Here is an 18,101-nt window from a genome sequence, read left to right as displayed (position 1 = left end):
CATGGCGCTTAAGAGCTACAACCCGACCAGCCCCGCCCAGCGCGGCCTGATCCTCGTCGACCGCAGCGCGCTGCACAAGGGCAAGCCCGTCAAGGCGCTGACCGAAGGCAAGCGCAAGACCGGCGGCCGCAACAACAAGGGTCATGTGACCTCGCGCGGCATCGCCGGCGGTCACAAGCAGCGCTACCGCATCATCGACTTCAAGCGTCGCCTGTGGGACGTCGAGGGCACGGTCGAGCGTCTGGAATATGACCCCAACCGCACCGCCTTCATCGCGCTGGTCAACTATCCCGACGGCACCCAGGCCTATATCCTGGCGCCGCAGCGTCTGGCTCCCGGCGACAAGGTCGTCGCGGGCAAGAAGACCGACGTGAAGCCGGGCAATGCGATGGAACTCGGCCAGATGCCGGTCGGCACCATCATCCACAATATCGAGATGAAGCCCGGCAAGGGCGGTCAGCTCTGCCGTTCGGCGGGCACCTATGCCCAGCTCGTCGGCCGCGATCGTGGCATGGTGATGGTCCGCCTGTCCTCGGGCGAGCAGCGCTACATCCGTTCGGACTGCATGGGCACCGTCGGTGCCGTGTCGAACCCGGACAACGCCAACACCAATCTCGCCAAGGCCGGTCGCAATCGCTGGCTCGGCAAGCGTCCGCTGACGCGCGGTGTGGCGAAGAACCCGGTCGACCACCCGCATGGCGGTGGTGAAGGCCGGACCTCGGGCGGCCGTCATCCGGTCACGCCCTGGGGCAAGCCGACCAAGGGTGCGCGCACCCGCCACAACAAGGCGACGGACAAGTTCATCATCCGTAGCCGCCACGCGAAGAAGAAGAGGTAAGCGAGATGGCTCGTTCCGTCTGGAAAGGTCCGTTCGTGGACCTCAGCCTTCTGAAGAAGGCGGAAGTGGCGCAGGACGCCGGTGGCCGTTCGGGTCCGATCAAGACCTGGTCGCGCCGTTCCACCATCCTGCCGCAGTTCGTCGGCCTGACGTTCAACGTCTATAACGGCCGCAAGCATGTGCCGGTCTCGGTGAACGAGGACATGGTGGGTCACAAGCTGGGCGAATTCGCCCCGACCCGCTACTTCCCCGGCCACGCCGCCGACAAGAAGGGCAAGCGCTAATGAGCAAGGAAAAGGCTCCCCGTCGCGTCGCCGACAATGAGGCGCTGGCCGTCGGCACGCAGATCCGTGGTTCGGCCCAGAAGCTGAACCTGGTCGCCACGCTCATCCGCGGCCGCAAGGTCGAGGACGCGCTGAACATCCTCGCCTTCTCGAAGAAGGCGATGGCCGTCGACGTGCGCAAGGTGCTGGCTTCGGCCATCGCCAATGCGGAAAACAATCATAATCTGGACGTCGACTCGCTGGTCGTCGCGGAAGCATCGGTGGGCAAGAGCTTCACCATGAAGCGCTTCCACGCTCGCGGCCGCGGCAAGTCGACCCGGATCCTGAAGCCCTTCAGCCGCGTGCGCATCGTCGTTCGCGAAGCAGCTGAAGAAGCGGAGGCGTAAGAGACATGGGTCACAAGAGCAATCCGATCGGTCTGCGTCTGCAGATCAACCGTACCTGGGACAGCCGCTGGTTCGCGGAAGGCGCCGACTATGGCCGCCTGCTTCTGGAGGATCTGAAGATCCGCCAGTATATCATGAAGAACCTGCCGCAGGCCGCGATCTCCAAGGTGGTGATAGAGCGTCCCGCCAAGCTGTGCCGCGTGTCGATCTACGCTGCCCGCCCCGGTGTCATCATCGGCAAGAAGGGCGCGGACATTGAGAAGCTGCGCAAGAAGCTGGGCAGCCTGACCTCTTCGGACGTCAGCCTGAACATCGTCGAGATCCGCAAGCCGGAAATCGACTCCAAGCTCGTCGCGCAGGGCATTGCCGACCAGCTGGAGCGCCGCGTGGCGTTCCGCCGTGCAATGAAGCGCGCGGTGCAGAGCGCCCTGCGTCTCGGCGCCGAAGGCATCAAGATCACCTGCGGCGGCCGTCTGGGCGGCGCGGAGATCGCCCGCGTGGAATGGTATCGCGAAGGCCGCGTTCCGCTGCACACGCTGCGCGCGAATGTCGACTATGCCGAAGCCGAAGCGCACACCGCTTATGGCGTCTGCGGCATCAAGGTCTGGATCTTCAAGGGCGAAATCCTTGGTCACGATCCGATGGCTACCGACCGGCTGATGCTGGAGGCTCAGACCTCCGGCGTGCGCCCGGCGCGCTGAGAATAAGGTAGGTATAGCGTCATGCTGCAACCGAAGAAAATGAAGTTCCGCAAGACCTTCAAGGGCCGGATCAAGGGCGACGCCAAGGGCGGTTCGGCCCTGAACTTCGGCGCTTACGGTCTGAAGGCTCTGGAACCCGAGCGCGTCACCGCCCGCCAGATCGAGGCGGCCCGCCGCGCGATCCAGCGTCACCTTCGCCGTCAGGGCCGTCTGTGGATCCGCGTGTTCCCTGACGTGCCGGTGTCGAAGAAGCCCGCCGAAGTCCGGCAGGGCAAGGGCAAGGGTTCGGTCGAATATTGGGCGGCCCGCGTCAAGCCCGGCCGCATCCTGTTCGAACTGGACGGCGTTCCCGGCCCGCTCGCAGCAGAGGCCTTCTCGCGCGCCGCGATGAAGCTGCCCATCAAGACCAAGGTCGTTGCCCGCCTCGGCGACACCTCGCACCTGGAGGGCTAAGCCGTGGCGAACGTTGCCGACCTCAAGACCAAGACGGACGACGAACTGTCGACCGAACTCAACAACCTGAAGCGCGAGCAGTTCAACCTGCGCTTCCAGGCGGCCACCAACCAGCTGGAAAAGCCCAGCCGCGTGCGTGAAGTCCGCCGGTCGATCGCGCAGATCAAGACCCTTCAGTCCGAGCGTTCGCGCTCGGCTGCGAAGTAAGAAGGAAATCACACGATGCCCAAGCGCGTGCTGACGGGAACGGTGGTTTCCGACAAGACCGACAAGACGGTGGTGGTTCGCGTGGAGCGCAAGGTTAAGCATGCGCTCTACGGCAAGATCATCCGCCGTTCGAAGAAGTACCATGCCCATGACGAGGGCAATGTCTACAAGGAAGGCGAAACGGTCCGCATAGAGGAGACCGCTCCGATTTCCAAGCTCAAGACCTGGAAGGTCATCGAGCGCGTGGACACCCACAAGTCGCCGGAAACGGCGGCCTGAGGGAGGCTCGCTGAGCCTTTGAAGAAAAGTGTCGCGCGGGGCTGGCCTTTTCCGCCTGGAAAGGGTACAGGCCCGCGCTTCGCGTAGAGTCAGATGGCTCCTCAAAGGAGAGTCAGATGGTTCGCCAAGGGCTCTAGTGCAGTGAAATTCGGAACCGCCGGGAATTGTCCCGGTAGGCCAAATAAGAAGGAACCGGATCCATGATCCAGATGCAATCCAATCTTGACGTCGCTGACAACAGCGGCGCCAAGCGCGTCCAGTGCATCAAGGTGCTGGGCGGCTCGAAGCGTCGCTTCGCGAGCGTGGGCGACATCATCGTCGTCTCGATCAAGGAAGCTGCGCCTCGTGGCAAGGTGAAGAAGGGTGACGTGCACCGCGCCGTCATCGTGCGCACCGCCAAGGACGTGCGTCGCGCTGACGGTAGCGTGATTCGCTTCGACGGCAATGCCGCCGTGCTGATCAACAAGAACGAGGAGCCGATCGGCACCCGTATCTTTGGCCCGGTCGTTCGCGAACTGCGCGCCAAGAAGCACATGAAGATCATCTCGCTCGCCCCCGAGGTGCTGTAATGAGCGCTGCCAAGATCAAGAAGGGCGACAAGGTCGTCATCCTGGCCGGCAAGGACAAGGGCCGCACCGGCGCCGTCCTGCAGGTGCTGCCGAAGGAGGACAAGGTCCTCGTCGAAGGCATCAACGTGCATGCGCGTCACCGCAAGCCCGACCAGGCGAACCCGCAGGGCGGCATCGAGCGCAAGCCCGCGCCGCTCCACATTTCGAACGTCGCTGTCGCCGACAAGGATGGCAAGCCGACCCGCGTCCGCTTCGAGGATCGCGACGGCAAGAAGGTCCGTGTCGCCGTCAAGTCCGGTGAGGTGCTGTAATGAGCGACAAGTACATCCCGCGCTCGAAGGCGCTCTATGACGCCGAAATCGCCAAGGCGATGACCGAGAAGTTCGGTTACAAGAACGTCATGGAAGTGCCGAAGATCGAGAAGATCACGCTCAACATGGGCGTTGGCGAAGCCACGCAGGACAAGAAGAAGGTCACTTCGGCCGCCGAGGAAATGGAACTGATCGCCGGCCAGAAGCCGGTCATCACCAAGGCCCGCAAGTCGATCGCGCAGTTCAAGCTGCGTGAAGGCATGCCGATCGGCGCCAAGGTCACGCTGCGCCGCGAGCGCATGTATGAGTTCCTTGATCGCCTGATCAACATCGCTCTGCCCCGCGTGCGCGACTTCCGCGGTCTCAACCCGAAGAGCTTCGACGGCCGCGGCAACTATGCCTTCGGCATCAAGGAGCAGATCATCTTCCCCGAGATCAACTATGACCGCATCGACAAGGTGCGCGGCATGGACATCATCGTGACCACCACGGCGAAGACGGACGAGGAAGCGCGCGAACTGCTGCGTCTCTTCGGCTTCCCCTTCCCGCTCGAAGAGAAGCAGGCGGCCTGAAAAGGTCCCGCTTCTCTTTCCAACCGTTAGGCTAAGAAAGAGAACTTAAGTCATGGCGAAACTGAGTTCGATCAACAAGAATGAGCGCCGCAAGAAGCTGGTGAAGAAATATGCCGGCCGCTATGCGAAGCTCAAGGCGATCGCAGCCGATACCGCGCTCGACGACACGGAGCGTCTGATCGCGCGTCTGAAGATGGCGGAAATCCCCCGCAACGGCAACCCGACCCGCGTGCGCAATCGCTGCGAGCTGACGGGCCGTCCCCGGGCCTATTACCGCAAATTCCGTCTCTGCCGCGTGCAGTTGCGTGATCTGGCCAACAAGGGCCTGATCCCCGGCGTCACCAAGTCGAGCTGGTAAGGATCATTTGAGATGGCATTGACCGATCCCCTGGGTGATATGCTCACCCGCATCCGCAACGGGCAGCAGGCGAAGAAGGACAGCGTTGTGTCCCCCGCTTCGAAGCTCCGCGCCCGCGTGCTCGACGTGCTGCAGCGCGAAGGCTATATCCGCGGCTATTCCGAGGAACTGCTCGGCAAGCATGCCGGCCTGCGCATCGAGCTGAAATATTTCGAGGGCCAGCCGGCGATCAAGCATGTCGCCCGCGTGTCCAAGCCCGGCCGCCGCGTCTATTCGGGTTCCAAGGAACTTCCCGTCGTGCGCAACGGCCTTGGCATCACCATTGTCTCGACGCCCAAGGGCGTTCTGTCCGACGCCGAAGCGCGCGAGCAGAATGTCGGCGGCGAAGTGCTGGCGGAGGTGTTCTGATGAGCCGTACTGGTAAGAAGCCGGTTGCCGTCCCCGCGGGCGTCACCGCCGCTATCGCCGACGGCCAGCTTTCGGTGAAGGGCCCCAAGGGCACCCTGTCGCTGCCGCTGGCCGACGAAGTCACCTACAGCATCGAGGAAGGCTCGATCGCGGTGAAGCCTGCCAATGACAGCAAGCGCGCCCGTGCTTTCTGGGGCATGCAGCGCACGCTGATCCAGAACCTGATCACCGGCGTGACCGAGGGCTTCTCGAAGAAGCTGCTGATCACCGGTGTCGGCTACCGCGCCAATGCCCAGGGCAAGACCCTGAAGCTGCAGCTCGGCTATTCGCATGACGTCGACTTCGCGGTGCCCGAAGGCATCGAGATCAAGACCCCGGACAACACCACGGTCGAGATCAGCGGCATCGACAAGCAGCAGGTGGGTCAGGTTGCCGCCGAGATCCGCCGCTGGCGCAAGCCCGAACCCTATAAGGGCAAGGGCATCAAGTACGCCGGCGAGTTCATCTTCCGCAAGGAAGGGAAGAAGAAGTAAGATGGCAAAGCTTTCCCTCTTCGCGCGGCGTCGCCGCCGCGTCCGCACCGCGCTCAAGGCTGTTTCGGGCACCCGTCCGCGCCTCAGCGTCCACCGTTCGGGCCGTCACATCTATGCCCAGATCATCGACGATGCGCAGGGCAAGACCCTGGCCGCCGCGTCGACCCTGGACAAGGATGTTCGCGGCAATACCGGCGCCACCGCCGATGCCGCTGCGGATGTCGGCAAGCGCGTTGCCGCTGCGGCGACCGCCGCCGGCGTCACCCGGGTCGTCTTCGACCGTGGTGGCTTCCTGTTCCATGGCCGCGTCAAGGCGCTGGCCGATGCGGCCCGTGAAGCCGGGCTGGAGTTCTGATCATGGCTGACGAAAACGATATCCAGGCCCAGCCGGGCGCACCCGCGGCCGTTGAAGGCGGCGAGCAGACCGAAGGCCGGGGTCCCGGTCGGGGCCGTGGCCGTGGTGGCGACCGCAACCGTGGCGAGCGTGGCGGCCGTGGCCGTCGCGACGACCGTCGCGGCAATCGTGACGAGGAACAGGGTGAGGAGCTGATCGAGAAGCTGGTTCACATCAACCGCGTCTCGAAGACGGTGAAGGGCGGCAAGCGCTTCGGTTTCGCCGCTCTGGTCGTCGTTGGTGACGGCAAGGGCCGTGCGGGCTTCGGCCATGGCAAGGCGCGCGAAGTGCCCGAAGCCATCAGCAAGGCGACCGCTTCGGCGAAGAAGGCGATGGTCCGCGTTCCGCTGAAGGAAGGCCGCACCCTGCACCATGACGGCAAGGGCCATTTCGGCGCCGGCAAGGTGACCGTGCGTTCGGCGCCTGCCGGTACGGGCATCATCGCGGGCGGTCCGATGCGCGCCGTGTTCGAAAGCCTCGGCGTCGCTGACGTCGTGACCAAGTCGAACGGCACGTCGAACCCCTACAACATGATCCGGGCGACCTTCGAGGCGCTGGGTGAACAGGTCAGCCCCAAGGCGGTGGCGCAGCGTCGCGGCAAGAAGGTTGCCGACCTGCTCCGTCGCGGCGGCGCCTCGGCCGAAGTCGCCCAGGCGGATGCCGAAGCGATTGCGGAGTAAGACATCATGGCGAAGATCAAGATCAAGCAGATCGGCTCACCGATCCGCCGTCCCGAAGCTCAGAAGAAGATTCTGATCGGCCTCGGCCTTGGCAAGATGCACCGCGTGGTGGAGCTGGAAGACACTGCGGAAGTCCGCGGCGCCATCGCGAAGCTGCCCCATATGGTGGCGGTGGTCGACTAAACCGTCATCCCGGCGCAAGCCGGGATCTCAAACCGCTGGGCGCTTCTTCCAACGGGATGTGCCCAGCCTCACGAGGCCCCGGCATTCGCCGGGGCTCCGGCCCGGTCCTGGTGGATCGGGCCTTCGCGCGAACATAGCGAAAGCGAGTGCAGATTATGACCAAGCTTAACGAACTCAATGACAATGCCGGCGCCCGCAAGGGCCGGATGCGCGTCGGCCGTGGTATCGGCTCGGGCAAGGGCAAGACCGCCGGTCGCGGCCAGAAGGGCGCGAAGGCGCGTTCGGGCGTCAGCATCAACGGCTTCGAAGGCGGCCAGATGCCGCTCCACATGCGTCTGCCGAAGCGCGGCTTCAACAACATCTTCGCCAAGGATTACGCGATCGTGAACCTCGGCGCGGTGCAAAAGGCGATCGACGCCGGCAAGCTGGACGCCAATGCCACCATCGACCACGCGGCGCTGAAGGCGGCCGCCCTGGCCCGTGGCGGCAAGGATGGCGTGCGTCTGCTCGGCAAGGGCGAGCTGACGGCCAAGGTCAACCTGCTCGTCGCCGGCGCGTCGAAGGGCGCTGTCGAAGCCGTCGAAAAGGCTGGCGGCAAGGTCGAAGTGATCGCCGTCGTTCCCGCCGCTGAAAAGGCCGCCGCCAAGAAGGGCAGCGCCAAGGCCGCGAAGAAGGCGTGAATTAAGCCGTAAGGCTTGCAAGCATGGCCCCGCTGCCCGATATGGGTGAGCGGGGCCACGTGTTTTGGGGACTCCGGAACCCTCGCCGTCCGTATCGAGTGGAGGCTGAGCCTGTCGACAGGCGCAAGGCCATTCGGAATGGACGGGGTGCAATTCCCGGTTCGACAGCGCCCCATCGCCCCGCTAAGGGGTTAGCGATTCCGCTCCGGGCTTTCCAAATCCCGGCAAGATGTTTTGAAGGGCAGCCAAGATGGCATCGAGAGCCGACCAGCTCGCATCCAATCTCAGCCTGGCGAAGTTCAGCCAGGCGACCGACCTCAAGAAGCGCCTGTGGTTCACCCTGGGCGCGCTGATCGTTTTCCGCTTCCTGAGCTTCGTGCCGCTGCCGGGCGTCGATCCGACCGCGTTGTCGCAGCTTTACAAGCAGACCAATGGCGGCATCCTCGACATCTTCAACACCTTCTCGGGCGGGTCGCTCTCGCGCATGAGCCTGATCGCGCTGGGCGTGATGCCTTATATCACGGCGTCGATCGTGGTGCAGCTCGCCGCCTCGCTCTCGCCGCAACTCGCGGCGATCAAGAAGGAAGGCGAAAGCGGCCGCAAGAAGCTGAACCAATATACCCGCTACGGCACGGTGGGCCTGACCGCCGTCCAGGGCTATTTCATCGCCGTGGGGCTGGAAAGCTTCGGCGCCCAGTCGGGCGTGCAGGCGGTGGTCGATCCGGGCTATCTGTTCCGCGTCGCGGCGGTGATCTCGCTGATCGGCGGCACCATGTTCCTGATGTGGCTGGGTGAGCAGATCACCTCGCGCGGCATCGGCAACGGCGTCTCGCTCATCATCATGGCGGGCATCGTCGCGCAATTGCCGGTGACGCTCAGCAACCTGTTCAAGTCGAGCAGCACGGGCGCGATTTCCGGCCTGGTCATCTTCCTGGTGATCGTTCTGGGCTTCGGCCTCATCGCCTTCATCTGCTTCATGGAGCGGGCGCAGCGCCGGGTGCTGATCCAATATCCCAAGCGCCAGACGCGCCAGGGCTTGATGCAGGCCGACCGCAGCCATCTGCCGCTGAAGGTCAACACGGCGGGCGTGATCCCGCCGATCTTCGCCAGCTCGCTGCTGCTGATGCCGCTCACCGTCTCTCAGTTCGCCGGCCAGACCGTGGCGGGCGAGAGCAGGCTGGGCGATTTCGTGCTGACGCTGAACCAGTATCTGTCGCACGGCAGCCCGGTCTATATGGCGCTCTATGGTCTCGGCATCGTCTTCTTCTGCTTCTTCTACACCGCCGTGGTGTTCAATCCGGAAGAGACGGCCGACAATCTGAAGCGCAATGGCGGCTTCATTCCCGGCATCCGTCCGGGCAAGAACACCGAAAATTATCTCGACTATGTGCTCACCCGGATCACGGTGATCGGTGCGGCCTATTTGGCCTTCATCTGCCTGGTGCCGGAATTCGTGATCGCCCGGGCGGGCATTCCCTTCTACCTTGGTGGGACTAGCCTGTTGATCGTCGTCAATGTTACGGTCGACACCGTGACGCAGATCCAGAGCCACCTGCTCGCCCATCAATATGGGGATCTGATCAAGAAGGCGAAGCTGAAAGGGCGTCTGCGCTAAGCGGCGCGGAACGGTAAAAAGCGCGAAGAACAGGGGAGAATGCGCGACATGAATATCATTCTGCTCGGCCCTCCGGGCGCCGGCAAGGGAACGCAGGCGACGCGCCTGGTGGACAGCCGGGCCATGGTGCAACTCTCGACCGGCGACATGCTGCGCGCGGCGGTGAAGGCCGGGACGCCCATCGGCCTCAAGGCCAAGGCGGTGATGGAGGCCGGCGAACTGGTGTCGGACGAGATCGTCTCCGGCATCATCGGGGAGGCGCTGGATGCCCTGGCGCCCGAAACCGGCGTGATCTTCGACGGCTATCCGCGGACCGAGGCGCAGGCCCATTCGCTGGACGGCATATTGGCCGACCGCAACCGCACCCTAGACCATGTGATCGAACTGGAAGTGAACGAGGATGCCCTGGTAGAGCGCATCACCGGCCGCTTCACCTGCGCGACCTGTGGCGAGGGCTATCACGACAGCTTCAAGCAGCCCAAGGTCGAGGGCGAGTGCGACAAGTGCCATGGGCACGAGTTCAAGCGCCGTCCCGACGACAATGAGGAGACCGTCCGCACCCGCATGGCCGAATATCGCGCCAAGACCGCGCCGATCCTGCCGATCTACGAAGCGCGCGGCATCGTCTCGCGGGTCGACGGCATGGCCGATATGGACGATGTGACGGTCGCGATTGCCGCCATATTGGACGGCAAAGGCGCCTGACACCTCTCCGTTCGCGCCGGATTGTCGCATTCGGCCGCTCGGCAAATGCGGCAATCGGCATTAGGCTACCCTCCTGATCAGGGAAGGGAAGGCGCGATGGGAAAGCATCGGATATGGATATGGGCTGGCGTGGCGATGGCTGCGCCGGCCCATTCTGCCGTCACCGGCAGCAGCGATCATGGCTTCGCCGTGGAGAACAGCATCCACATCTCCGCCGACGCGGCCACCGTCTATCGGCTGTTGGGGCAGCCGGGGCGCTGGTGGAACGGGCAGCATACATATAGCGGCGACGCCGCCAATCTCAGCCTCGATCCCGTAGCCGGCGGCTGCTTTTGCGAGAAGGTGCCGGGGAAGGACGGCAGGCCGGGCAGCGTCGAGCATGGCCGCGTGATCCAGGCGCAGCCCGACAGGCAGTTGCGCCTGTCCGGAGCGCTGGGCCCGTTGCAGGCGGAGGCGGTGACCGGCACGCTCACCTTCGACATTGCGCCCGACGGCGAGGGCGCGCGCGTCGGGATGAGCTATGTCGTCGGCGGCTATCTCCGCACCGGTGCGGCGGGCATCGCTCCGATCGTCGACAGGGTGCTGGCCGAACAGTTGCAGGGGCTGAAACGCGCCGCGGAAGCAGGCGGGCAATAGCTTTCCACCCCGGTTGCGCCGCTGACGTGCAATGCCATGCCAGCCGATAGGCCGACGGGCGCGCAACCGGCCTCGTCGCGCCACCGCCGCTTTTTTCCGGAAATGCCGCCGGGCTGCGCGTTAACCACGATATTAACGGTATGATTGCTGTTCTGTTGCTATGGCGGACTCATGACGGGGCCGCGCCCTTCCACCCGCCGCCTGACGGAATTGGACGCCTTGCGGGGGCTGGGCGCGCTGTGCGTGCTCGTCTTCCACTATTCGACGCGCTTCCATGAGCTGTTCCCCCAGGCGGCCCATGTGCCCTTCCGCTTTCTGGGCGGCAATTACCGGGTGCTGCTGTTCTTCGCCATCTCCGGTTTCGCGATCTTCTTCACGCTCGATCGCATCCGCACCACCGCCGATTTCCTGATCAACCGCTTCGCCCGGCTCTATCCCGCCTATCTGGTCGCCATGCTGCTGACGCTGGGCATCGAATATCTGGCCCATGTCTCGCAACTGCTGATCGGGCCGGGAGCGATCCTGGCCAATGTCACCATGCTGCAGGGCTTCGCCTTCCTGCCGGAGGTCGACGGCGCCTATTGGACGCTGACGGTAGAGATCGCCTTCTATGTCTGCATGCTGTCGATCTGGAAGTGGACGGGCCTCAGGCGGCTGGAACCCGTACTGCTCGCCTGGCTGGCCCTGCGCTGGCTCTATGCGCTGTGGCCGGGCATGCCGGAGCGGATCGTGATGCTGCTGGTGCTGCGCTACGTGCCCTTCTTCATCATCGGCATATTGTCCTATCGCGTCTGGGCAGGGCAGCGGAGCTGGCGGCAACAGGCGCCCTATGCGGCGCTTGCGCTGCTGTCGATCGCGACGATCGACAGCCCGGACATCATGCTGGCCGGCCTCCTGCTGCTCGCCGCCTTCGCAGCGCTGACCGCCGGGCGGCTGCACTTCCTCAGCCTTCGTCCGCTCGTCTGGATGGGCGGTATCAGCTATTCCTTCTACCTCATCCACCAGCATGTCGGTTTCGTCGTGATGCTCAAGATGGCGGAGGCGGGATATAGCCCCTGGGCGGGATTTGCGGCGGCGTTCGCCGTGGCGCTGGCGCTGGGCACGCTGATCAACCGGCTGGTCGAACGGCCGGCTGGCGAGGCGATATTGGGCTGGTGGCGCCGTCGCCGGGAACGCGCCGCGCCGCGCGAGACGGCCCCGAGCCGGGCCTGAGGCGATTCGGAAGCGCTGCTCGATCCCTAAGGCCTAATCCGCAAAGGGAAACATGGACCACCAGGGCTGCTTCTCCCGCAGCACTCGGGCAAAGCTTTCCCGCGCCTCCAACCGTTCCAGATAGGCGCGCAGCCCCGGAAAACCCCCGCGCATCGGCTCGATCTTGTCGGCATAGAACAGCGCCGGGGCCGCCGCGCAATCGGCCAAGGTGAAATCGTCGCCCGCCGCCCAGCGCCGCCCCGCCATCCGCGCCTCCAGCAACGCATAGGCCTTGCCCAGCATTCGCCGCGCCTCTCCCACGCCATGGGAATCGCGGGCGACGCCCTCGGGCCGGATCTTGTCCGCGACGATCGCCTGCATCGGCGTCATCACATAGAGGTCGAACAGCCGGTCCATCAGCCGCACCTCCAGCGCCGCGTCGGCATCCTCGGGAATCGGCCGGAAGGGTCCGGGATGATGCCGTCCCAGATATTCGACGATGATGCTCGTTTCCGCGACCGTCCTGTCCCGCGCCTCGTCCCGCAGCACGGGGAACTTCCCCAGCGGCCACAGCGTCAGCCACGCCTCCGCCACGGCCGGATCGTCCAGCATGCGCGCTTCGAAAGCCGTGCCGTTCTCGTAAAGGGCGATCAGCACCTTCCAGCTGCAGGAGGAGAGGGGGTGGTAATAGAGAATCATGTCGGCTCCTCTCGTCGGCCATGGGTTCGTGCCATTCCGTTCCCCTGTCTTGTCATCCATCCGTCACGAAGCGCCAAGCGCGGAATCGCCCGGCCCGGGGAATTGCGTGGCAAGCCAAATTTATTTTCCGCGCCAAATTGTCCCTCTTGCCTTTTGCAAAGCCAAGGAAAGTCCGTGCGTCGCTGCGCTGCGCCGTGCCGGACCGTCGATGAAATGAGTCTCCGCGTCGATGAACCGAGTCCCCGAACTGTCATTTACCCCCTTGAAAGGAAATGAAGCTGTGGCACTATCCCTTGTATCGGGTTAACGGGGGTTACCCAACAGATTGTGATCGCACCAACCGGGCCGGTTCCCGGAGGAAGGCTGTTTTTGCCCTTGCGATCGCGTCTGCTGGCCCCATCTCCGTGCCTGACCGGGTCGATAATGCTACATTCGTTCGGCCCGGCCGGCAGCGGCTTGACCGAATCGAACGAAACAGGAACATTCGGGGAGCTGGTCATGGATTTTCGAGACAGCGAACAGGTGAGTGCAAGCGACGTGGCAACCGTGATTGACGAAGTGGTCGAAACCGTGGCGGACAAGAAGAAGGCTCCCGCTCCTTCGGACCAGGCGCCGGCCCCCAAGGCCGATCCCACGCCGGGCTCGTCAACCGTGCTGGAACGCCGTTTCCATGTCGTGACCGACGCCAGCCGCGACGCGCTGCTGACCGATTTCGGCAAGGACACGCTGCAGGACCGCTATCTGCTGCCCGGCGAGAGCTATCAGGACCTGTTCGCCCGCGTCGCCGCCGCCTATGCCGACGACGCCGACCATGCCCAGCGCGTCTACGACTATATCTCGCGCCTCTGGTTCATGCCCGCGACGCCTGTGCTGTCGAACGGCGGCACCGGACGCGGCCTGCCCATCAGCTGCTATCTGAACTCGGTCGACGACAGTCTGGAAGGCATCGTCAACACCTGGAACGAGAATGTCTGGCTCGCCAGCCGGGGCGGCGGCATCGGCACCTATTGGGGCAATGTGCGCGGCATCGGGGAGCCGGTGGGCCTCAACGGCAAGACCAGCGGCATCATCCCCTTCGTCCGCGTGATGGACTCGCTGACCCTCGCGATCAGCCAGGGCAGCCTGCGCCGCGGCTCGGCTGCCTGCTATCTCGACATCTCCCATCCGGAGATCGAGGAATTCCTGGAAATCCGCAAGACGTCGGGCGACTTCAACCGCAAGGCGCTGAACCTGCACCATGGCGTCCTGCTGACCGACGAGTTCATGGAGGCGGTGCGCGACGGCAAGGACTTCGCCCTGCGCAGCCCGAAGGACCAGTCGGTGCGCGGCAGCGTCAACGCCCGCGCCCTGTTCCAGAAACTGGTGGAGGTCCGCCTCGCCACCGGCGAACCTTATATCGTCTTCAACGACACCGTGAACCGCACGATGCCCAAGCATCACCGCGATCTGGGGCTCAAGGTGTCGACCTCCAACCTCTGCTCCGAAATCACTTTGCCGACGGGTCGCGACCATATCGGCAATGACCGCACGGCCGTCTGCTGTCTTTCCTCCCTCAATCTCGAAACCTGGGATGAGTGGAAGGACGACAGGCAGTTTGTCGAGGATGTCATGCGCTTCCTCGACAATGTGCTGCAGGACTATATCGACCGCGCGCCGCCGGAAATGGCGCGGGCGAAATATAGTGCGAGCCGTGAACGGTCGGTGGGCCTGGGGGTGATGGGGTTCCACTCCTTCCTCCAGGCCCGGGGACTTCCCTTCGAAGGCGCGATGGCGAAAAGCTGGAACCTGCGCATCTTCAAGCACATCAACGAGAAGGTGAACGAAGCCTCGATGCAGCTCGCGGTCGAGCGCGGCCCGTGCCCGGACGCCGCCGACATGGGCGTGATGGAGCGCTTCTCCTGCAAGATGGCGATCGCGCCCACCGCGTCGATCAGCATCATCTGCGGCGGCGCGTCGGCCTGCATCGAACCGATCCCGGCGAACATCTACACCCACAAGACGCTGTCGGGCAGCTTCGCGGTCAAGAACCCCTATCTCGAAAAGCTGCTGGTCGAAAAGGCGAAGGACTCGACGGCCGTGTGGAATTCGATCCTGGAAAAGGGCGGCAGCGTCCAGCATCTCGACTTCCTGACCCAGGAAGAAAAGGATGTGTTCAAGACCAGCTTCGAGATCGACCAGCGCTGGCTGCTCGAACTGGCCGCCGACCGCACGCCCTATATCGACCAGGCGCAGTCGCTGAACCTGTTCATCCCGGCCGATGTGGAGAAATGGGACCTGCTGATGCTCCACTACCGGGCATGGGAGCTGGGCATCAAGTCGCTCTATTATCTCCGCTCCAAGTCGGTCCAACGCGCCGGCTTCGCGGGCGGGGTGGAAGCGGACAACACCATCGACGCCCCCAAATTCGAAATCGGCGAGACCACCGACTATGACGAGTGCCTCGCCTGCCAGTGACCCGATAATTTCCTCTCCCCTTGTGGGAGAGGAAGGGGCCCGCGCGGCAAAGCCGCGTGGGAAGGTGAGGGGTAAGGCCCAAACCCGAGGATCGCCCGTGCGAGAGAACTCCGCCGCAACGCAACCGACGCCGAGAAACGCCTCTGGACTCTCCTCCGCGAAAAGTTGCCGAGCGCCAAGTTCCGCCGCCAGGTTCCCATCGGCCCGTATTTCGCGGACTTCGCCTCTCATGCCGCCCGCCTGGTCGTCGAACTGGATGGCGGCCAACATGAAGAAGCGGCAGATGCGCCCCGCACGGCCTTCCTCGAACGGGAAGGCTATCGCGTGATCCGCTTCTGGAACCATGACGTGATGCAGAATCTGGAAGGCGTGCTGGCAACCATCGCCGCCTTCACCCCTCACCCTCCCATCGCTGACGCGATGGGCCCCTCCCTCTCCCACAAGGGGAGAGGGTCTGGTATAAGTTTCGCGGAGTAAAAACCCATGCCCCTTCTTCAAGCCAGCAAGGTCTACAAGCCCTTCGAATATCCCTGGGCCTATGAGTTCTGGAAGCGCCAGCAGCAGCTCCACTGGCTGCCGGAGGAAGTGCCGCTGGGCGAGGATTGCCGCGATTGGGCGCAGAAGCTCAGCGACCATGAACGCAACCTGCTGACGCAGATCTTCCGCTTCTTCACCCAGGCGGACGTGGAGGTGCAGGACTGCTACCACGAAAAATACGGCCGCGTGTTCAAGCCGACCGAAATCAAGATGATGCTGACCGCCTTCAGCAACATGGAAACGGTCCACATCGCGGCCTATTCGCACCTGCTCGACACGATCGGCATGCCGGAAAGCGAATATAGCGCCTTCATGCAGTATAAGGAGATGAAGGACAAACACGACTATCTCCAGCAGTTCGGCGTCGACACGGACGAGGACATCGCCAAGACGCTGGCCATGTTCGGCGGCTTCACCGAGGGGCTGCAGCTTTTCGCCAGCTTCGCGATGCTGATGAACTTCCCGCGCTTCAACAAGATGAAGGGCATGGGCCAGATCGTGAGCTGGTCGGTCCGCGACGAGACGCTGCACTGCGAGGGCATCGTCCGCCTGTTCCACGCCTTCGTGAAGGAACGCGACTGCCTGACCCCGGCGGTCAAGGACGACATCATGGACATGTGCCAGAAGACCGTCCGCATCGAGGACGCCTTCGTCGACCTCGTCTTCGAAATGGGCCCGGTGCCCGGCATGACGCCCAAGGACATCAAGAAATATGTCCGCTACATCGCCGACTGGCGCCTGGGGCAATTGGGCCTGAAGCCCATCTACATGATCGACGAGCACCCGCTCCCCTGGCTGACCCCGCTGCTGAACGGCGTGGAGCACGCCAATTTCTTCGAAACCCGCGCCACCGAATATTCGAAGGCGGCGACCCGCGGCCAATGGAACGACGTGTGGGATGCGTTCGACCGCCGCTCCAAGCTCAAGGGCAGCACCGCCGCCAATGCGGATGAAGCGGGCGATCCGGATATGTTCAAGGCGGCCGGGATCGCGGCGGAATAATCATGACAGGCGAAAAGGCGGCACCGCTCCCACGGTGCCGCGCTTCGGTCCAAGGCAATGCTTCCCCGGCAGTCCCGCCGGCCGGCAAGCTGACCCCCGCATGAACGCCCTGTTTTGTTCCGTTCATGCAACGTTTATCTGCTTTGGTTTGTTGTGCTCCCATCGAAAAGTCGACCAAGGGAGCCAGAGATGAAATCCACCCTGAAAACCGCTTTCGCCGCCCTGTCGCTTGGCGCCGTGACGCTGAGCGCCGCCCCCGCAGCCGCCGATCCGCCGCCATGGGCCGGACATGGCAAGGGCCATGGCCGCGACGACTGGAAGCATGGCGGCCGCCACGACAATGGCCGTCACGAAGGCTGGCGCCGTCCCGGCGGCGTGATCTACAGCTATGACTGGAACCGGCCGGACCCGCGCTATGGCCGCTACTATCGGCCCGACCGCTATTATCGCGGCGGCTATGAGCCGATCCGCGTCACCCGCTCCACCCGCATCTATCGCGGCTATGACGACCGCTATTATTGCCGCCGTTCGGACGGGACCACCGGCCTCATCGTCGGCGCGGCGCTGGGCGGCCTGCTCGGCGGCCAGCTCGACCGCGGCTATTCGAACACGGCGGGCATCCTCATCGGCGCAGGCGCGGGCGCGCTGCTGGGCCAGGAGATCGACCGCGGCAATCTGAGTTGCCGCTAAGCCGTGAGGGGAGGGCGAAGGCCTTCCCCTCCCGACCCGCTCAACACCGGGCCATCAATAGCGGGCCATCAACACCATGGATGCCGCGCCCCGTCCCATTCCCGCGCCAGCCCTTCGGTCACCAGCATCTCGCCGATCGACTGCCCGCCGCGCGTCACCACCCGCAGCGCCCGCCCATAGCGGTCCGTCTCCCGATCCCCGCTCTCCAGCGAGAAAGGGCCGGCATTCATCAACTGCTGCAATCGCTGCGTCGCGCGCGCTCCCAGAGCGGCTTCCTCGGCACAGCGCGGCCCGTGCGTTTCCGGCGCGTCGATGTCCATCACCCGCACCTTCTCGCTATGGAACCAGAAGGTGTCTCCGTCGACCACGCAATTGACGCCCCCGCCGACATGGCAGAAGCCGAATTGCGCCGACAGGCTGTCCCCTGCGACGGGAAAGGCGGCCTCCCGCCCACTCCTCTGGAAGCGCTGCGCCAGGTCCGGCCCGAACCAGCCAAGCGCCGCGCCGATCAGCACCCCGCCGATCACCAGGACGGCGATGGAGGGCCCACGGGACTTCCTGGGTTGCAGGCGCCCGCGCCCAGCCCGACGCGCCTCCGCCAACCAGACCGTTTCGCTGCGCTTCTTCCTCGACCCTCGGCTCATGACGCGGCCATAACGAAAGCCGCTCCTGCCGTCTCGCGCCAAAAGCGTCCGATTTGACCCTGATCAATGATCGCCGCCCGCAAGCCGCCACG

Annotated in this window: 27 protein-coding genes; 25 read left to right on the top strand and 2 right to left on the bottom strand. The window is 64.2% G+C overall.

What is annotated here, in order from left to right; translation table 11 throughout:
• Position 1 precedes the first annotated feature (1 nt).
• The 21 genes from rplB (at position 2) to EWH10_RS08310 (ending at position 12,004) form a co-directional block, all read left to right on the top strand.
• Entirely contained in the window at positions 2–838 is an 837-nt protein-coding gene (gene rplB / locus EWH10_RS08410; RefSeq protein WP_007686579.1) for a 50S ribosomal protein L2, read from the top strand.
• A gap of 5 nt (positions 839–843) precedes the next feature.
• Positions 844–1,122, top strand: coding sequence for a 30S ribosomal protein S19 (gene rpsS, locus EWH10_RS08405; protein WP_007686576.1), 279 nt, complete (start codon positions 844–846; stop codon positions 1,120–1,122).
• The gene (rplV, locus tag EWH10_RS08400) at positions 1,122–1,508 is read left to right on the top strand and encodes a 50S ribosomal protein L22 (RefSeq protein WP_025547267.1); all 387 of its coding nucleotides are present in this window, start codon (positions 1,122–1,124) and stop codon (positions 1,506–1,508) included. Before rpsS ends, rplV begins: the two co-directional genes overlap by 1 nt.
• Before the next feature lie 5 nt (positions 1,509–1,513).
• Positions 1,514–2,209, top strand: coding sequence for a 30S ribosomal protein S3 (rpsC, locus tag EWH10_RS08395; RefSeq protein ID WP_021239758.1), 696 nt, complete (start codon positions 1,514–1,516; stop codon positions 2,207–2,209).
• 21 nt (positions 2,210–2,230) lie between these two features.
• Positions 2,231–2,662 (top strand): 50S ribosomal protein L16, encoded by a 432-nt coding sequence (gene rplP / locus EWH10_RS08390; protein ID WP_007686573.1) that lies wholly within the window; start codon positions 2,231–2,233, stop codon positions 2,660–2,662.
• Between the two features lie 3 nt (positions 2,663–2,665).
• Positions 2,666–2,869 carry a 50S ribosomal protein L29 gene (gene rpmC / locus EWH10_RS08385; RefSeq protein ID WP_013847759.1) on the top strand — a complete coding sequence of 68 codons (204 nt, stop codon included), beginning with the start codon at positions 2,666–2,668 and terminating at the stop codon, positions 2,867–2,869.
• A gap of 15 nt (positions 2,870–2,884) precedes the next feature.
• Positions 2,885–3,148, top strand: a complete 264-nt coding sequence (gene rpsQ / locus EWH10_RS08380; protein WP_006960320.1) for a 30S ribosomal protein S17 — start codon at positions 2,885–2,887, stop codon at positions 3,146–3,148.
• Positions 3,149–3,348: 200 nt separating this feature from the next.
• Positions 3,349–3,717: a 50S ribosomal protein L14 gene (gene rplN / locus EWH10_RS08375; protein ID WP_007686569.1), complete on the top strand. Its 369-nt coding sequence runs from the start codon at positions 3,349–3,351 to the stop codon at positions 3,715–3,717.
• The gene (gene rplX, locus EWH10_RS08370; RefSeq protein WP_025547274.1) at positions 3,717–4,028 is read left to right on the top strand and encodes a 50S ribosomal protein L24; all 312 of its coding nucleotides are present in this window, start codon (positions 3,717–3,719) and stop codon (positions 4,026–4,028) included. Before rplN ends, rplX begins: the two co-directional genes overlap by 1 nt.
• Positions 4,028–4,600, top strand: a complete 573-nt coding sequence (gene rplE, locus EWH10_RS08365; RefSeq protein ID WP_037481563.1) for a 50S ribosomal protein L5 — start codon at positions 4,028–4,030, stop codon at positions 4,598–4,600. Before rplX ends, rplE begins: the two co-directional genes overlap by 1 nt.
• A gap of 52 nt (positions 4,601–4,652) precedes the next feature.
• A complete protein-coding gene (gene rpsN, locus EWH10_RS08360) occupies positions 4,653–4,958 on the top strand; it encodes a 30S ribosomal protein S14 (protein ID WP_025547277.1) in 306 nt (101 codons plus the stop codon).
• A 12-nt stretch (positions 4,959–4,970) separates the two neighbouring features.
• Positions 4,971–5,366, top strand: a complete 396-nt coding sequence (gene rpsH / locus EWH10_RS08355; RefSeq protein ID WP_025547278.1) for a 30S ribosomal protein S8 — start codon at positions 4,971–4,973, stop codon at positions 5,364–5,366.
• Complete coding sequence (gene rplF / locus EWH10_RS08350; RefSeq protein ID WP_025547280.1) at positions 5,366–5,899, top strand: 50S ribosomal protein L6; 534 nt, start codon at positions 5,366–5,368, stop codon at positions 5,897–5,899. The genes rpsH and rplF overlap by 1 nt, the downstream gene beginning before the upstream one ends.
• Position 5,900: 1 nt before the next feature.
• On the top strand, positions 5,901–6,254 hold the full coding sequence (rplR, locus tag EWH10_RS08345) for a 50S ribosomal protein L18 (RefSeq protein ID WP_025547282.1): 354 nt from the start codon (positions 5,901–5,903) through the stop codon (positions 6,252–6,254).
• Positions 6,255–6,256: 2 nt separating this feature from the next.
• Positions 6,257–6,973 (top strand): 30S ribosomal protein S5, encoded by a 717-nt coding sequence (gene rpsE / locus EWH10_RS08340; protein WP_044661335.1) that lies wholly within the window; start codon positions 6,257–6,259, stop codon positions 6,971–6,973.
• Positions 6,974–6,979: 6 nt separating this feature from the next.
• Positions 6,980–7,156 (top strand): 50S ribosomal protein L30, encoded by a 177-nt coding sequence (rpmD, locus tag EWH10_RS08335; protein ID WP_013847753.1) that lies wholly within the window; start codon positions 6,980–6,982, stop codon positions 7,154–7,156.
• A 155-nt stretch (positions 7,157–7,311) separates the two neighbouring features.
• Entirely contained in the window at positions 7,312–7,836 is a 525-nt protein-coding gene (rplO, locus tag EWH10_RS08330; protein ID WP_025547286.1) for a 50S ribosomal protein L15, read from the top strand.
• A gap of 250 nt (positions 7,837–8,086) precedes the next feature.
• Positions 8,087–9,451: a preprotein translocase subunit SecY gene (gene secY / locus EWH10_RS08325; RefSeq protein WP_013847751.1), complete on the top strand. Its 1,365-nt coding sequence runs from the start codon at positions 8,087–8,089 to the stop codon at positions 9,449–9,451.
• A gap of 48 nt (positions 9,452–9,499) precedes the next feature.
• Positions 9,500–10,156 (top strand): adenylate kinase, encoded by a 657-nt coding sequence (locus tag EWH10_RS08320; RefSeq protein ID WP_025547288.1) that lies wholly within the window; start codon positions 9,500–9,502, stop codon positions 10,154–10,156.
• Between the two features lie 96 nt (positions 10,157–10,252).
• Positions 10,253–10,792: an SRPBCC family protein gene (locus EWH10_RS08315; RefSeq protein WP_044661336.1), complete on the top strand. Its 540-nt coding sequence runs from the start codon at positions 10,253–10,255 to the stop codon at positions 10,790–10,792.
• A 171-nt stretch (positions 10,793–10,963) separates the two neighbouring features.
• The gene (locus EWH10_RS08310; RefSeq protein WP_044661337.1) at positions 10,964–12,004 is read left to right on the top strand and encodes an acyltransferase family protein; all 1,041 of its coding nucleotides are present in this window, start codon (positions 10,964–10,966) and stop codon (positions 12,002–12,004) included.
• A gap of 33 nt (positions 12,005–12,037) precedes the next feature.
• Here EWH10_RS08310 and EWH10_RS08305 read toward each other — a convergent pair whose 3' ends face one another.
• Positions 12,038–12,682, bottom strand: a complete 645-nt coding sequence (locus EWH10_RS08305) for a glutathione S-transferase family protein (RefSeq protein ID WP_025547292.1) — start codon at positions 12,680–12,682, stop codon at positions 12,038–12,040.
• Positions 12,683–13,180: 498 nt separating this feature from the next.
• On the opposite strand from EWH10_RS08305, the gene EWH10_RS08300 reads away from it, so the two are divergent.
• The 4 genes from EWH10_RS08300 to EWH10_RS08285 all read left to right on the top strand — a co-directional run bounded on the left by EWH10_RS08300 (position 13,181) and on the right by EWH10_RS08285 (position 17,365).
• Positions 13,181–15,136 (top strand): ribonucleoside-diphosphate reductase subunit alpha, encoded by a 1,956-nt coding sequence (locus tag EWH10_RS08300; protein ID WP_025547294.1) that lies wholly within the window; start codon positions 13,181–13,183, stop codon positions 15,134–15,136.
• A 90-nt stretch (positions 15,137–15,226) separates the two neighbouring features.
• Positions 15,227–15,613: an endonuclease domain-containing protein gene (locus EWH10_RS08295; RefSeq protein WP_044661338.1), complete on the top strand. Its 387-nt coding sequence runs from the start codon at positions 15,227–15,229 to the stop codon at positions 15,611–15,613.
• 6 nt (positions 15,614–15,619) lie between these two features.
• Complete coding sequence (locus EWH10_RS08290; RefSeq protein WP_044661339.1) at positions 15,620–16,675, top strand: ribonucleotide-diphosphate reductase subunit beta; 1,056 nt, start codon at positions 15,620–15,622, stop codon at positions 16,673–16,675.
• Positions 16,676–16,864: 189 nt separating this feature from the next.
• Positions 16,865–17,365 (top strand): glycine zipper 2TM domain-containing protein, encoded by a 501-nt coding sequence (locus EWH10_RS08285; protein WP_044661340.1) that lies wholly within the window; start codon positions 16,865–16,867, stop codon positions 17,363–17,365.
• 68 nt (positions 17,366–17,433) lie between these two features.
• Here EWH10_RS08285 and EWH10_RS08280 read toward each other — a convergent pair whose 3' ends face one another.
• Complete coding sequence (locus EWH10_RS08280; protein ID WP_065846901.1) at positions 17,434–18,009, bottom strand: thermonuclease family protein; 576 nt, start codon at positions 18,007–18,009, stop codon at positions 17,434–17,436.
• Between the last annotated feature and the right edge of the window lie 92 nt (positions 18,010–18,101).

Origin of the sequence: Sphingobium fuliginis (assembly GCF_004152845.1) — a bacterium.
Lineage (GTDB): Bacteria > Pseudomonadota > Alphaproteobacteria > Sphingomonadales > Sphingomonadaceae > Sphingobium > Sphingobium fuliginis.
Note: the sequence above shows the minus strand (reverse complement) of the source record. Positions and strands in the feature narration are given on the sequence as shown.

Bases quoted from the DNA above. Each gene is read 5' to 3' on its own strand.
- rpmD (WP_013847753.1), top strand. From the start codon at position 6,980: ATGGCGAAGATCAAGATCAAGCAGATCGGCTCACCGATCCGCCGTCCC.
- rplO (WP_025547286.1), top strand. From the start codon at position 7,312: ATGACCAAGCTTAACGAACTCAATGACAATGCCGGCGCCCGCAAGGGC.
- EWH10_RS08290 (WP_044661339.1), top strand. From the start codon at position 15,620: ATGCCCCTTCTTCAAGCCAGCAAGGTCTACAAGCCCTTCGAATATCCC.
- rpsQ (WP_006960320.1), top strand. From the start codon at position 2,885: ATGCCCAAGCGCGTGCTGACGGGAACGGTGGTTTCCGACAAGACCGAC.
- EWH10_RS08320 (WP_025547288.1), top strand. From the start codon at position 9,500: ATGAATATCATTCTGCTCGGCCCTCCGGGCGCCGGCAAGGGAACGCAG.
- rplF (WP_025547280.1), top strand. From the start codon at position 5,366: ATGAGCCGTACTGGTAAGAAGCCGGTTGCCGTCCCCGCGGGCGTCACC.
- rplV (WP_025547267.1), top strand. From the start codon at position 1,122: ATGAGCAAGGAAAAGGCTCCCCGTCGCGTCGCCGACAATGAGGCGCTG.
- EWH10_RS08300 (WP_025547294.1), top strand. From the start codon at position 13,181: ATGGATTTTCGAGACAGCGAACAGGTGAGTGCAAGCGACGTGGCAACC.
- rpsC (WP_021239758.1), top strand. From the start codon at position 1,514: ATGGGTCACAAGAGCAATCCGATCGGTCTGCGTCTGCAGATCAACCGT.
- EWH10_RS08285 (WP_044661340.1), top strand. From the start codon at position 16,865: ATGAAATCCACCCTGAAAACCGCTTTCGCCGCCCTGTCGCTTGGCGCC.
- rpsS (WP_007686576.1), top strand. From the start codon at position 844: ATGGCTCGTTCCGTCTGGAAAGGTCCGTTCGTGGACCTCAGCCTTCTG.
- rplP (WP_007686573.1), top strand. From the start codon at position 2,231: ATGCTGCAACCGAAGAAAATGAAGTTCCGCAAGACCTTCAAGGGCCGG.
- rplX (WP_025547274.1), top strand. From the start codon at position 3,717: ATGAGCGCTGCCAAGATCAAGAAGGGCGACAAGGTCGTCATCCTGGCC.
- rpsN (WP_025547277.1), top strand. From the start codon at position 4,653: ATGGCGAAACTGAGTTCGATCAACAAGAATGAGCGCCGCAAGAAGCTG.
- rplE (WP_037481563.1), top strand. From the start codon at position 4,028: ATGAGCGACAAGTACATCCCGCGCTCGAAGGCGCTCTATGACGCCGAA.
- EWH10_RS08310 (WP_044661337.1), top strand. From the start codon at position 10,964: ATGACGGGGCCGCGCCCTTCCACCCGCCGCCTGACGGAATTGGACGCC.
- secY (WP_013847751.1), top strand. From the start codon at position 8,087: ATGGCATCGAGAGCCGACCAGCTCGCATCCAATCTCAGCCTGGCGAAG.
- EWH10_RS08305 (WP_025547292.1), bottom strand. From the start codon at position 12,682: ATGATTCTCTATTACCACCCCCTCTCCTCCTGCAGCTGGAAGGTGCTG.
- rpsH (WP_025547278.1), top strand. From the start codon at position 4,971: ATGGCATTGACCGATCCCCTGGGTGATATGCTCACCCGCATCCGCAAC.
- EWH10_RS08315 (WP_044661336.1), top strand. From the start codon at position 10,253: ATGGGAAAGCATCGGATATGGATATGGGCTGGCGTGGCGATGGCTGCG.
- rplB (WP_007686579.1), top strand. From the start codon at position 2: ATGGCGCTTAAGAGCTACAACCCGACCAGCCCCGCCCAGCGCGGCCTG.
- rplN (WP_007686569.1), top strand. From the start codon at position 3,349: ATGATCCAGATGCAATCCAATCTTGACGTCGCTGACAACAGCGGCGCC.
- EWH10_RS08280 (WP_065846901.1), bottom strand. From the start codon at position 18,009: ATGAGCCGAGGGTCGAGGAAGAAGCGCAGCGAAACGGTCTGGTTGGCG.
- rpsE (WP_044661335.1), top strand. From the start codon at position 6,257: ATGGCTGACGAAAACGATATCCAGGCCCAGCCGGGCGCACCCGCGGCC.
- rplR (WP_025547282.1), top strand. From the start codon at position 5,901: ATGGCAAAGCTTTCCCTCTTCGCGCGGCGTCGCCGCCGCGTCCGCACC.